At 58.5% G+C, this 13,015-nt stretch carries 15 protein-coding genes; 7 read left to right on the plus strand and 8 right to left on the minus strand.

Annotated elements, in window-relative coordinates; all coding sequences use genetic code 11:
• The first annotated feature begins 215 nt into the window (after positions 1-215).
• From FHW76_RS04360 to FHW76_RS04370, 3 genes are read left to right on the plus strand one after another with little or no spacing between them, the layout of a single operon-like run.
• Positions 216-569 carry an ArsC family reductase gene (locus FHW76_RS04360; protein ID WP_008803838.1) on the plus strand — a complete coding sequence of 118 codons (354 nt, stop codon included), beginning with the start codon at positions 216-218 and terminating at the stop codon, positions 567-569.
• 3 nt (positions 570-572) lie between these two features.
• Positions 573-1,700 carry a succinyl-diaminopimelate desuccinylase gene (gene dapE / locus FHW76_RS04365; protein ID WP_012540914.1) on the plus strand — a complete coding sequence of 376 codons (1,128 nt, stop codon included), beginning with the start codon at positions 573-575 and terminating at the stop codon, positions 1,698-1,700.
• A gap of 26 nt (positions 1,701-1,726) precedes the next feature.
• Entirely contained in the window at positions 1,727-1,930 is a 204-nt protein-coding gene (locus FHW76_RS04370; RefSeq protein ID WP_002913768.1) for a YpfN family protein, read from the plus strand.
• A gap of 48 nt (positions 1,931-1,978) precedes the next feature.
• Here FHW76_RS04370 and ypfH read toward each other — a convergent pair whose 3' ends face one another.
• From ypfH to dapA, 6 genes are all read right to left on the minus strand, one after another.
• A complete protein-coding gene (gene ypfH, locus FHW76_RS04375; RefSeq protein ID WP_008803836.1) occupies positions 1,979-2,674 on the minus strand; it encodes an esterase in 696 nt (231 codons plus the stop codon).
• Between the two features lie 76 nt (positions 2,675-2,750).
• The gene (locus FHW76_RS04380; RefSeq protein WP_183476270.1) at positions 2,751-4,754 is read right to left on the minus strand and encodes a tRNA(Met) cytidine acetyltransferase TmcA; all 2,004 of its coding nucleotides are present in this window, start codon (positions 4,752-4,754) and stop codon (positions 2,751-2,753) included.
• A 9-nt stretch (positions 4,755-4,763) separates the two neighbouring features.
• Positions 4,764-5,639, minus strand: coding sequence for a neutral zinc metallopeptidase (locus FHW76_RS04385; protein WP_012540912.1), 876 nt, complete (start codon positions 5,637-5,639; stop codon positions 4,764-4,766).
• A gap of 119 nt (positions 5,640-5,758) precedes the next feature.
• Positions 5,759-6,472: a phosphoribosylaminoimidazolesuccinocarboxamide synthase gene (gene purC, locus FHW76_RS04390; protein ID WP_002913801.1), complete on the minus strand. Its 714-nt coding sequence runs from the start codon at positions 6,470-6,472 to the stop codon at positions 5,759-5,761.
• A gap of 216 nt (positions 6,473-6,688) precedes the next feature.
• Positions 6,689-7,723, minus strand: coding sequence for an outer membrane protein assembly factor BamC (gene bamC, locus FHW76_RS04395; RefSeq protein WP_008803834.1), 1,035 nt, complete (start codon positions 7,721-7,723; stop codon positions 6,689-6,691).
• A 16-nt stretch (positions 7,724-7,739) separates the two neighbouring features.
• On the minus strand, positions 7,740-8,618 hold the full coding sequence (gene dapA, locus FHW76_RS04400) for a 4-hydroxy-tetrahydrodipicolinate synthase (protein WP_002913803.1): 879 nt from the start codon (positions 8,616-8,618) through the stop codon (positions 7,740-7,742).
• 153 nt (positions 8,619-8,771) lie between these two features.
• On the opposite strand from dapA, the gene FHW76_RS04405 reads away from it, so the two are divergent.
• Both FHW76_RS04405 and bcp read left to right on the plus strand, forming a co-directional pair.
• On the plus strand, positions 8,772-9,338 hold the full coding sequence (locus FHW76_RS04405; protein WP_002913804.1) for a glycine cleavage system transcriptional repressor: 567 nt from the start codon (positions 8,772-8,774) through the stop codon (positions 9,336-9,338).
• 3 nt (positions 9,339-9,341) lie between these two features.
• Positions 9,342-9,812, plus strand: coding sequence for a thioredoxin-dependent thiol peroxidase (gene bcp / locus FHW76_RS04410; protein ID WP_008803833.1), 471 nt, complete (start codon positions 9,342-9,344; stop codon positions 9,810-9,812).
• Between the two features lie 60 nt (positions 9,813-9,872).
• On the opposite strand, the gene FHW76_RS04415 is transcribed toward bcp, so the two are convergent.
• Both FHW76_RS04415 and FHW76_RS04420 read right to left on the minus strand, forming a co-directional pair.
• Positions 9,873-10,937, minus strand: a complete 1,065-nt coding sequence (locus FHW76_RS04415; RefSeq protein ID WP_012540911.1) for an AI-2E family transporter — start codon at positions 10,935-10,937, stop codon at positions 9,873-9,875.
• Between the two features lie 54 nt (positions 10,938-10,991).
• Positions 10,992-11,108, minus strand: coding sequence for a hypothetical protein (locus tag FHW76_RS04420; protein ID WP_012540910.1), 117 nt, complete (start codon positions 11,106-11,108; stop codon positions 10,992-10,994).
• Positions 11,109-11,159: 51 nt separating this feature from the next.
• Between FHW76_RS04420 and bepA the strand changes: the two genes are divergently transcribed.
• Together bepA and arsC are read left to right on the plus strand one after the other, a co-directional pair.
• Positions 11,160-12,623 carry a beta-barrel assembly-enhancing protease gene (gene bepA / locus FHW76_RS04425; protein ID WP_008803831.1) on the plus strand — a complete coding sequence of 488 codons (1,464 nt, stop codon included), beginning with the start codon at positions 11,160-11,162 and terminating at the stop codon, positions 12,621-12,623.
• A 9-nt stretch (positions 12,624-12,632) separates the two neighbouring features.
• Positions 12,633-12,992, plus strand: a complete 360-nt coding sequence (gene arsC / locus FHW76_RS04430) for an arsenate reductase (glutaredoxin) (RefSeq protein WP_008803830.1) — start codon at positions 12,633-12,635, stop codon at positions 12,990-12,992.
• Positions 12,993-13,015 lie beyond the last annotated feature (23 nt).

A 13,015-nucleotide genomic window follows, 5' to 3' on the forward strand; every position in this document is an offset into this window, starting at 1 on the left:
TGTGACGCAGAGCACTCTCAGGCAACATTTTCGCAATATTGTTAATAGCCTCACATCACTTCCGCGAATGAGCAAAATTTCACCACGCCGTCAATTGAATGAGATACCCGGTAAAAAGTTATATTTATTCATCTGAATCACGTATTATTTCAGTAAGACTTATATATTCGGAAATATCTGAGTTAACCGCTTAATTGAATGTGAAAGGTTTATCTATGCTCACCATGTACGGAATTAAAAACTGCGATACCATTAAAAAAGCCCGTCGCTGGCTGGAAGCGCATCAGATTGCGTATCAGTTTCATGACTACCGCGCCGATGGCCTTGACCGCGCGCAACTGGATACCTTTATTGCCGAACTGGGCTGGCAGGCGCTGCTGAACACCCGCGGCACCACCTGGCGCAAACTCGACGAGTCGCTGCGCAACAGCATCGATAATGCCGACGCCGCCGCCGCATTGATGCTGGAAATGCCGGCGATTATCAAACGCCCATTGCTCTGTGCGCCCGGTCGTCCTATGCTGCTGGGTTTTAGTGAAGCAAGTTATCAGCAGTTTAACGAGGTATAGTCTATGTCTTGCCCGGTCATTGAGCTGGCTCAGCAGCTTATTCGCCGCCCTTCCCTTAGCCCCGATGATGCGGGATGCCAGGCGTTAATGATTGAACGCCTGCGTGCGATCGGCTTTACCGTTGAACCGATGGATTTCGGCGATACACAGAATTTCTGGGCCTGGCGCGGCCACGGCGAGACGCTGGCCTTCGCCGGCCACACCGACGTGGTCCCGGCAGGCGACGCCGACCGCTGGATCAACCCCCCGTTCGAACCGACCATCCGCGACGGCATGCTGTTCGGCCGCGGCGCAGCTGATATGAAAGGCTCGCTGGCGGCGATGGTGGTGGCGGCGGAACGTTTTGTCGCGCAGTACCCGAATCATCGCGGCAGACTGGCGTTCTTGATCACCTCAGATGAAGAGGCCAGCGCCAAAAACGGCACCGTCAAAGTGGTGGAAACGCTGATGGCGCGTAATGAGCGTCTGGACTACTGTCTGGTCGGCGAACCCTCCAGTACCGAGGTGGTCGGCGATGTGGTGAAAAACGGCCGCCGCGGCTCGCTGACCTGCAACCTGACCATTCACGGCGTGCAGGGCCATGTTGCCTATCCGCACCTTGCCGATAACCCTGTCCATCGCGCGGCGCCGATGCTGGCGGAGCTGGTCAATATCGAGTGGGATAAAGGCAATGAATTTTTCCCGCCAACCAGCATGCAGATCGCCAACGTACAGTCCGGTACCGGCAGCAACAACGTGATCCCCGGCGATATGTTCGTCCAGTTCAACTTCCGCTTCAGTACGGAACTGACGGACGAGATGATCAAAGCCCGCGTGGTCTCCCTGCTGGAAAAATACCAGCTACGTTACAGCGTGGAGTGGTGGCTCTCCGGCCAGCCGTTCCTCACCGGGCGCGGTAAACTGGTGGATGCGGTGGTGAGCGCAATTGAGCACTATAATGAGATCAAACCGCAGCTGTTGACCAACGGCGGCACCTCTGACGGTCGGTTTATCGCCCGCATGGGGGCGCAGGTGGTTGAGTTGGGCCCCGTGAACGCAACCATTCACAAAATTAATGAATGTGTGAACGCCGCCGACCTGCAGCTGCTGGCACGGATGTATCAACGCGTAATGGAACAGCTGGTCGCCTGACGAATTGACGTAAAGAGGAAGCGCGCATGGAATGGCTTATTAAACACTGGTGGATTCTGGTTCTGGTCTTTTTGGTGGGGGTGATTATCAACGTGATCAAAGATCTGAACCGCGTTGACCACAAAAAATTCCTTAACAACAAACCCGATCTGCCGCCGCACCGCGATTTTAACGATAAATGGGACGATGACGACGACTGGCCGAAGCACGACCAGTCGAAGAAACCGTAAGTTTGCCTTTATCGCGGTACTGCCCGCCTGTAACCCCGTCCGCCGGGGTTACAGCATTTCGATGATATCGTCCCCTTTTGGCGTACTGCCGCTCAGCGCCTCATCAAAATAGTGCTTCGGCACGGTATAACGCAGACGCTCGATGGCAAACTGCATGCTGCGATCGTCAATGGCATGCCCCAGATCGTCAACAATATCTAAGGTCACGTCGCCGCCCGCCTGCTGTAATGCCTCCTGAGCCGACACCGCCCACGCCAGGTCGATAACCCGATCTTCCCCCCCGTGGATCAGATGAATGGTGGTGGCCGTCGTTGCCGTCATCGGCAGCGTCGCGTAGCGGCCATTAAAGGCGATCACTCTTGAAGCCAGATCTGGCGCCGCTTTGATACTCTCCAGCGACATAATCGCCCCCTGAGAGAAACCGATCAGCGCGGTGGCCAGTGGACTGACGCCGCTTTTCTCCTGCCAGTAGCGCACAATGTCAATGAAGGTCGGCATAATGGCATCGATGCGCTGCTGACGATTCTCTTCCGTCACTCCCTGCACCGAAAACCACTGCCGACCGTTGGGACCGCAAGGTTCGACCCCGCCGATGCTGACAATTAGCGCATCGGGAAACTGCGGCGCGAACCAGCTGCCGATTTGCCCCATAGAGACCGGGTTATCACCCACACCATGAAACAGCAGCAACAGCTGTTGCGCAGGCGTCGCAGGGCTTTGAACAATAAAATGATCGTGTTTCATGGCTGTCTCCTTAGTGTATGCGGGCAGTTTACGCCGCTCGCCAGATATGACCATGTCATTTAACTGAATGAGTTAGTTAAAATAATTGCAGATGCGCCACCTGCTGACGCAGCGCCTCAGCACGCGCTGCATCGAGGAAGCGCAAGGCGTCAGCGGCCTCAACACGCCATCTCGCCAGCAGGGCTTTACGCCCCGTCAGCCGCAGCGCAGCACACAGCGCGGCTTCCTCTTCCCCCTGCAGACGTCCGCGCAGAGCCGGCAACGGCATGTCGGCCTGCATCAGCAGGCGGTTGAGGCAGCCCAGCGCCGCGGCCAGCGGGCGATGGGCGAAAGCAAAGCTCGCCGCTTCCAGCCAGTCCTCATCACTAAGCATAGCGTCTGCGACGGCCGGCAGCGGCGCGGATTCGTCCCGCCACGGGCGAAGCCAATATTCATCCCGCAGCAGCCGCTGCGTCTCCCGCTGCGCGAGCTGGTGCCCCGCCGCAGTCAGCGGGAACAGAGCCATCGCGGTATAGCAGCCGCTGCTGGCCTCGCGATGGGTTCCCAGCCGCACGAGGATAAACCCGCAGCGTTGCCAGAAGCGCCACAGCTCAGGGGTATAGCCGAAGCTGACGGACAGATAGTCATAGCCTGCGGCATCGGCGGCGATACTGGCGATCATCTTCTGCCCGAGACCATCGCGCTGACGGGCAGGATGGACAGCGATCCGACTGACCCGCAGCCCGGACAGCGTCGCCGCCAGGGGACTGCCGCCATGCGCCGCCAGCGACTGGGCGACCAGATTCCCGCGCGGCCGGCGAAACCCTGCCCACACCGCCCGGCTAAGTTCGGGAGAAAGTCCCCCCTCGGCCACCAGCCACAGCGCGCCCGCCACCGCGCCGCTGGCGCGAGCGCAGCGAAAAGCCTGGCCGGGGGCATCCATCATGCGCCGCAGATCGAGCGGGGAAGTCCGGTAGTGCGCCCCGGACAATAGCTGGTACATCACCTCCGGTAGCGCTGGCTGCGATTGCCAGCAGGACTGATTAACCGCTTCCAGCACCACCTCCCCCGTCGGCGCGTCGCGAAATGCCTCATCGTTAAAGATCAGCAACTGACGGATGGCTGACTCCAGCGGACAGCCCGCCGCCCAGCGGATCGGGGCGCTCAGGCTGAATGACTGCAGACGGGGCAGGCTGGCGCAAAATTTCAGCAGGAATCCGCGACCGGTGCCTTCATAACCCTGCACCGTCGTGGTGAGTAGCGTGCGGGGAAAACGGCTCACCAGCTGCCGGAGAAGCGGAGCCGGGATCGACGCGGCCTCATCGACAATCAGCCAGGCCGCCGTTTCTTGCGACGCCAACAGCGCATCGGGCGCCATAAAGCGGAACGCCTCGCCGGCAAAGCTCGCCAGCACCTCGACGGCGCTACGCGTTGGGGCGGTGACGATGGCCTCGCCCCCAAGCTGGCGCAGCAGCATGCCCGCGAGAGCGGATTTCCCTCGCCCGCGCTCTGCCGTCACCGCCGCGATACCGGGCGGCAGCCGCAACAGTTGCTCAAGGATTAGCGCCTGCTCGGCCTGGGGGTGGCCATCGGCGGGATGCCAGTCAGGGCGGGGGGCGGCCAGCGGGAAGCGCGGCCGGTCCGACTGCTGCCAGAGCAGCACCTCCGGATCGGCGATAAACTGCCGGCAGCAGCGGTGAACAAAGTTGGGGGTAACGATAGGGTCGGGAGTATCGCTCCAGCGCAGGGAGTCCTCATCCGCCCGGGTCGGCCAGTCGGCGAAGGGGGGCGTCAGCAGCACCAGCCAGCTTCCCGCCCGCAGCGTACCGCTCAGGGCCGCCAGGGCCGCCACGTCACACCCGCGCCGGGCATCGAAAAAGGCGTGCATCACTTCCCGCCCCAGCAGCGTCTTCAGGGCGCCAGGCGCCACGCAGGGCGCAGAAACCGGATCGGAGCCTACCCACAGACCATCGCCGCCGAGCCGCTCCCGTAGCGCCTGCGCCTGCTGCAGCGTCCAGGCCTCATCGCCGCTGAGCACCAGCAGGCGACGGATCCCCTCCCGCGCCATCTGCGCGGTGAGGTCAAGCAGCGCGTCCATCATCGGTGGCGATTACAGCGCGCTGCCGAAGGTATTGCACTGCGCCGGATCGCCGCTGTCGAAACCGCGTTTGAACCAGGTGTAGCGCTGTTTTGACGTGCCGTGGGTAAAGCTGTCCGGTACCACGCGCCCCTGGCTCTGCTGCTGCAGACGGTCGTCGCCGATGGCTTCGGCAGCGTTCAGCGCCTCCTGCAGATCGCCGGTTTCCAGAATATCCTGCTGCTGCATATTATGGCCCCAGACGCCGGCGAAGCAGTCCGCCTGCAGCTCCATCTTCACCGACAGACGGTTGGCTTCGGCCTCGGTGGCATGCTGCTGTTGCTGGCGAACTTTCGGCTCAATGCCCAGCAGTTTTTGCACGTGGTGGCCCACCTCATGAGCAATGACGTACCCCTGAGCAAAGTCGCCGTCGGCGCCCAGTTTATTTTTCATCTCATCGTAGAAGGACAGGTCGATATAGACCGTGCTGTCGGCAGGACAGTAGAACGGCCCCATCACCGACTGACCGGTGCCGCAGCCGGTACGGGTCGCGCCGCGGTAGAGCACCAGTTTTGGCTGGGGGTACTGGCGGCCCATCTTTTCAAAGATCGGTCCCCAGGTATCTTCGGTGGTGGCCAGAATGACGGAAGTAAACTTCGCCGCTTCATCGTCTTTCGGACTGATGGAGCGCTGCGTGGAGGTCTGCTGCTGCGGCATCGGCTCCCCGGTCAGCATGCCGGTCAAATCCACGCCGTAGTAGCCCGCCACCAGCACAATAATCAGCAGTACAATGCCGCCCTTCCCGCTCGGCAGACGGAAACCGCCGCCCCCGCTGCCGCCAAACGGCGAGCCTGATTGACCACGTCGATCTTCAACATTGTCGCTTTCGCGACGCCCTTGCCAGCGCATAAGCACCTCATTCCCTGTTATGTATCAATAGCAGAGATCGTAGGCGGTTCAGCGCAGGATTACCACAGGAAACAGCAAGAGACGCCAGAAGATGAGGCCATCTTCTGGCGGCGGGCGGGTTAGTCGAGCTTAACGCCCAGGCGGTGAGCCACTTCTTCGTAGGCTTCGATCAGGCCGCCAAGGCTCTGGCGGAAGCGGTCTTTGTCCATTTTATCGAGGGTGTTTTTATCCCACAGACGGCTGCCGTCCGGCGAAAACTCGTCGCCCAGCACCACTTCGCCTTTGAACAGACCAAACTCCAGCTTAAAGTCCACCAGAATCAGACCGGCGTCATCGAACAGCTTTTTCAGCACGTCGTTGGCTTTGTAGGTCAGCTCGCGCATCCGCGCCAGATTCTCTTTGCTCACCCAGCCGAAGGTTTCGCAGTAGGAGTCGTTGACCATCGGATCGTGCATAGCATCGTTTTTCAGGAACAGGTCGAACAGCGGCGGGTTCAGCTCGATACCTTCTTCAATGCCTAAACGTTTTACCAGCGAGCCTGCCGCACGGTTACGCACCACGCACTCTACCGGCACCATATCCAGTTTTTTCACCAGACATTCGGTATCGGAAAGCAGCGCTTCCATCTGGGTAGGGATGCCCGCTTCTGCCAGTTTGCTCATAATGAAATGGTTGAACTTGTTATTCACCATGCCTTTACGATCGAACTGCTCGATGCGCGCGCCATCACCTGCTGACGTATCGTTACGGAATTCCAGTACCAGCAGGTCCGGATTATCGGTGCTGTATACTGTCTTCGCCTTACCACGATACAACTCAGCTTGCTTTTTCATCTTTCACTACTCCAGTGATATTGAGCCAAAAAATGACGTGTCGGTCTTACATAACATCCTACATCGAGCCTCAGAGCAGAGGCTAAACGCTTGCGAGGCGAACTGCAGTCAGGCGACTGGAGCGGCCTTAACGCGGCGATTTACAGGGTTATGCGGCTACGCACACGTTTGCGTCACTATACATGAAAAAGGGCCGGATTGCTCCAGCCCTTTTGATTACTTGTTAAATGCGGCCTGGAATACGGCTACCAGGGCGTCATTTTGCGACTGCGTCAGAGTGTGACCTTTCGGGTCGATGAACTGCAGGCTACTGCGGTTATCGAGGTCACCGACCTGCAGTTTGTAGTCACCGGAGGCCAGCTGCGGGTCACGTGCGCCCAGCTCCTGCCAGCTGCTGTCAGACAGCGGCTTGTAGGTCAGCGCCATGCTGCCCTGAGAGCGCGTGCTGTCGGTCACTTTCATTCCCACTTTTTCGAGGGCGCCCGGCAGACGTTGCCACACCATGTTAAACGGCGCGCGAACGACAAGCATCGGCAGGCCGGTGTCATCGGCAGCGCTCTGCACGTCGAAGGTGGCGCCAGCACTGCGCTGGGCCGCGTTCTGGGCGCTGGTGGCGCTCGCATCAAGGCCTTCAGAAATGACGTTCAGCATGGCGGTGCTGTAGCGCTGCAGTGACGCCGGATCGGCAACCGGTTTACCCGCCTGCTCCAGATTCACCAGCTTAACGACCACCGCTTGCTGATAGCCCTGCGGTTTGACGGAGATTTGATAACGACCGCGATACTGCTGATCTTCATCAAGGCGGTTCCACTCAACCCAGTCGGTGTTCAGCGTCTGGCTCGCATCATCGCGTTTCGCGATAACGTAGTTCTTCGACTGAAGGATACTGGTGACCTGCGCCCACAGCGAGCCGCTGCGGCCGTTCTCAACCATCAGCGTCGCGGTATCGCCATTAAACTGGGTCCGCGCACCGCTGACCAACGCCAGCGGCTGCGCCGGCGGGCGAATGTCCAGCGCTTTGCCCACCGCGCCGGTGCTGTTGGCCACCGGAATGTTGTAATCGCCCACCTGAATCGGCAGGATCATCCCCGCCGGCGCGTGAAGTTCGCTCAACGGTGACGCCTGTAAATAGGCCTCATCACCGCTCACCTGACGCTTATAGCGCGAATCGGAACTACAGGCCGCGAGGAGTAGAACCAGCGAAACACCCGCAACCTTCGCCAGGCGCGACTTCTGTACTGAGTAAGCCATCAAATCTCCCTAAACTTTACAGCAAACCGGCATGCTTCAGCGCGGCGGTGACGGCTTCACGACCATGGTCGGTGATGGGCGTCATCGGCAAGCGCAGCGTATCGGTCGCCACAAGACCCAACGCCTTGCATCCCCATTTCACCGGGATAGGATTGGGTTCGACAAATAATTTTGTATGCAGTGGCATCAGACGCTGATTAATCGCACGCGCTTCGGCAAATTGACCCGCCAGCGCCAGACGGCACATGTCGGCCATTTCGCGCGCCGCCACGTTGGCGGTGACGGAAATCACGCCCACGCCGCCGAGCTGCATGAAGTCCATACCGGTCGCATCGTCACCGCTCAGCAGAATAAAGTCGTCTGAAACCAGCTCTTTGATCTGGTGAACGCGACTTAAGTTCCCTGTAGCTTCCTTAATACCGACAATATTTTTAATTTCCGCCAGACGGCCAACGGTTTCCGGCAGCATATCGCAACCGGTACGGGACGGCACATTATACAGAATTTGCGGCAGGTCAGTATGTTCAGCGATAGCTTTAAAGTGCTGGAACAGGCCTTCCTGGGTCGGGCGGTTATAATAAGGAGTGACCGTCAGGCAGCCGACAACACCGCTGTCGTTAAAACGTTTGGTCAGGCTAATCGCCTCTGCGGTTGCATTGGCTCCCGTGCCAGCGATAACTGGAATACGCCCGTCGGCCAGTTCCAGCGTCATCATCACTACGTCGCCATGCTCTTCATGGCTCAGCGTTGCGGATTCACCGGTAGTCCCTACCGAAACGATCGCCGAGGTTCCGTTGGCGACATGGTAATCAATCAGTTTTTTCAGGCTTGTCCGGCAGACATTACCGTTTTCATCCATCGGCGTGACAAGCGCTACAATACTTCCCGTGAACATGGGCCATCCTCAGAGCAGAAGTGCGACAAGATTCTCAATGTTACGTTTGGAGCTGCAATAAAAGCAAGAGACCCGACGCCATCAGGGATGTTGTATGGCGGTTTTTTTTATGCTTTCCTAATGTTACCTCACCTTTTTAAAGGAAGAACAGGTTTGACAGCCTCATTACAACACTATCTGGTTATTACCGCCCTGGGGGCTGACCGTCCCGGCATCGTGAATACGATCACTCGCCACGTCAGCAGCTGCGGTTGTAATATCGAAGACAGCCGGCTGGCCATGCTCGGTGATGAGTTTACGTTTATCATGCTGCTTTCCGGGTCGTGGAATGCGATTAACCTGATCGAATCAACCCTGCCGCTGAAAGGTGCGGAGCTGGAATTGTTGATCGTGATGAAACGCACCACTGCGCGCCCGCCGCAGGCCATGCCAAACACCGTTTGGGTCCAGGTTGAGGTGCCGGACTCACCGCATATCATCGAGCGCTTCACTGCCCTGTGCGATACCTGGAATATGAATATTGCGGAACTGGTGTCCCGCACTCAGCCGGGAGACGGCGATTCCGCGCAGCTTTTTATCCAGATAACTGCCCACAGTCCTGCGACGCAAAATGCAGCAAATATCGAACAAGCGTTCAAAGCCCTATGTACAGAACTGAACGCACAAGGCAGTATTAACATCGTTAATTATTCACAGCATGATGAACAGGATGGAGTTTAACCCATGACCCCACTGAAAGCCGGTGATATCGCACCGAAATTTAGCTTACCGGACCAGGACGGCGAGGAAGTAAATTTAACCGACTTCCAGGGACAACGTGTCCTGGTTTATTTTTACCCGAAAGCCATGACCCCGGGCTGCACCGTCCAGGCGTGCGGCTTGCGCGATAATATGGACGACCTGAAGAAAGCCGGTGTAGAAGTGCTGGGCATCAGCACCGATAAACCGGAAAAGCTCTCCCGTTTCGCCGAGAAAGAGCTGCTGAACTTCACGCTGCTGTCTGATGAAAACCATCAGGTTTGCGAGCAGTTTGGCGTCTGGGGCGAAAAATCCTTCATGGGGAAAACCTACGACGGTATTCACCGTATTAGTTTCCTCGTCGATGCCGATGGCAAAATCGAACACGTCTTTGATGACTTCAAGACCAGCAATCACCACGACGTGGTGCTGAACTGGCTGAAAGAAAACGCCTGATGCAAAGCAAGACGCCGGGGGAGGAGATCCTCACCCGGCGTCTTTTTTATCCCGAACACGTCAGTCGTCGTCAACCACCAGGCCATCCGGCCAGGCATGCACTACCGCTTTAATCAGCGTGGCCAGCGGAATGGCGAAGAAGACGCCCCAGAACCCCCACAGCCCGCCAAAGATCACCACCGACAGGATAATCACCAGCGGGTGTAAATTGACCGCTTCCGAGAACAGCACTGGGACCAACAGGTTGCCGTCCAGCCCCTGAATAATCAGATAGACCGCGAACAGGCTCCAGAACTCGGTGCCAGCGCCAAACTGAAACAGCGCCACCCCCACCACCGGAATGGTCACCACAAACGCGCCGATATAGGGGATCAGCACCGAGAAGCCCACCAGCACCGCCAGCAGCAGCGAGTAGTTGAGGCCAAAGAGAATAAAGCCGATCCAGGTGGCGACGCTGACGACAATCATCTCCAGCACCTTGCCGCGAATGTAGTTGGTGATCTGCTGATTCATCTCCTTCCAGACCTGCCCGGCAAGGCCACGATTACGCGGCAGTACGCGGCGCACCGCGTTGAGCATCTGCTCTTTATCCTTCAACAGGAAGAAAACCATCAGCGGCACCAGCACCAAATAGACCGCCAGGGTAAGCAGCCCCACCAGCGAGGCCAGAGAGTACTTCACTACCGAGTCGCCCACCGTCAACATCCGATTGCGCATATTTTCCGCCATCGCATCGATGATGCCGGCATCCATTAACGCCGGATAGCGCCGCGGCAGCGTAGCGGCAAAATCAGAGAGTTTGTTGAGCATACCCGGCATATCGCGGATGAGATAGATCCCCTGCTGCCAGGCCACCGGCATCACCACAAAGGCCAGCAATAGCAGGATGCCCACAAAGAGGATCAGCACCAGCGAGGTGGCCCAGGTGCGCGACAGGCCAATCCGTTCCAGACGAACCGTCGGCCACTCCAGCAGATAGGCCAGTACGATAGCCACCAGTAACGGCGCTAACAGACCGCTGAAAAAGAACATGATGCCGAAACCGGCAAGCAAAATAACCAGCAGCGCTATCGCCTCAGGGTCGCTGAATCGACGGCGGTACCACTGCATTAACATCTCAAGCATAAAACCTTCCCTGAAGGGCCAAGCGGCGACAATCCGGGGAATTGTATCGAAATGTCACAAAAAAGACTTCGCTTTTTGATGCGCCGCAGACAAACCGTTCTCCGCCGTGAAGATCATATTTTCAAGGCGGCCAACGCCAGCTAAACTCGCTGGGATGCGGCCAGGGAACATTGCGTCGCACAATCGGTCAAACTGGCACACCCACATTACAGGACAGAGGTTATGTTCAGGCAGTTGAAGAAAACGCTGGTGGCGACCGTCATCGCCTCGCTGACGCTGGGTTCGATAGGCCCTGCTTTTGCTGACTCCGCAGATACGCTGCCGGACATGGGGACCTCTGCAGGAAGCACGCTGTCGATTGGTCAGGAAATGCAGATGGGGGATTACTATGTGCGCCAGCTGCGCGGCAGTGCGCCGCTGATTAACGATCCCCTGCTGGTACAATATATCAACGGGCTGGGCATGCGTCTGGTGGCACACGCCAACTCAGTGCGCACCCCGTTCCATTTCTATTTGATTAATAACGACCAAATCAACGCCTTCGCCTTCTTTGGCGGCAACGTGGTCCTCCACTCCGCCCTGTTCCGCTACTCTGATAATGAGAGCGAACTGGCCTCTGTCATGGCGCACGAAATCTCCCACGTTACGCAGCGGCATCTCGCCCGCGCGATGGAAGATCAGAAGCGCAATGCGCCGCTGACCTGGGTCGGTGCCCTGGGTTCGATTCTGCTGGCGATGGCCAGCCCGCAGGCCGGGATGGCGGCGCTGACCGGGACGCTGGCCGGTACCCAACAGGGCATGATCAGCTTCACCCGCCAGAACGAAGAAGAGGCCGACCGGATTGGCATTCAGGTTCTGCAACGCTCGGGATTCGACCCACAGGCTATGCCGATGTTTATGGGTAAACTGCTTGACGAGTCGCGCTACTCGACGCGACCGCCGGAAATGCTGCTCACCCACCCCCTGCCGGAAAGCCGACTGGCCGATGCCCGTAACCGCGCCAACCAGATGCGCCCGGTGGTGGTACAGTCCTCAGCGGACTTCTATCTGGCGAAGGCGCGTACCCTCGGGATGTACACCAACGGCGACAACAAGCTGGGCACCGATCTGCTGAACGCCTGGGATAAGGGCAATATTCGCCAACAGCATGCCGCCCAGTATGGTCGCGCTCTGCTGGCGATGGAAAGCAACAACTTTGACCAGGCACGCAAAACGCTGCAGCCGCTGCTCAGCGCCGACCCGCAAAATGCCTGGTATCTCGACCTGGCCACGGATATCGACCTCGGGCAGAAGAAAACCAGCGACGCCATCAATCGCCTTAAAAACGCCCGCGAGCTGCGCACCAATCCGGTACTGCAGCTGAACCTGGCCAACGCCTTGCTGCAGGGCGGACAGCCCGGGGAAGCGGCGACCATTCTGAACCGGTATACCTTTACCAATAAAGAGGATGGCAACGGCTGGGATCTGCTGGCCCAGGCGGAAGGTGCGCTGGGCAATCGCGACCAGGAGCTGGCGGCGCGGGCAGAAAGCATGGCGCTGGTCGGTCAGCTGGAACAGGCGATTTCCCTGCTCAGCAGCGCCAGCTCGCAGGTGAAACTTGGTAGCCTGCAGCAGGCGCGTTACGATGCCCGTATCGACCAGCTACGCGATCTGCAGGCCCGCTTCCGCCCCTATCAAAAAATGTAAGGAGACCCCATGACCGACGCGGTAACAATTTACCATAACCCACGCTGCTCGAAGAGCCGCGAAACGCTGAGCCTGCTGCAGAGCCGCGGCATCGATCCACAGGTGGTGCTTTATCTCGACACACCGCCGGATGCCGATACGCTGCGTGAGCTGCTGCAGCTGCTGGGTATGGAGAGCCCCCGCGAGCTCATGCGCCAGAAGGAGGATCTGTACAAATCGCTCAATCTTGCCGACCAGGCGCTTAGCGACGCGGCGCTGATTCAGGCGATGGTCGACAATCCTAAGCTCATTGAACGCCCTATCGTCGTCAGCCGCGGCCAGGCGCGTATTGGCCGCCCGCCGGAGCAGGTCCTTGAGATCGTAAGCTAACCCACCTGCGCCGCGCTTTCGCG

The sequence above is a fragment of the Klebsiella sp. RC2 genome, from assembly GCF_014192815.1.
Taxonomy (GTDB): Bacteria; Pseudomonadota; Gammaproteobacteria; order Enterobacterales; family Enterobacteriaceae; genus Klebsiella; species Klebsiella variicola.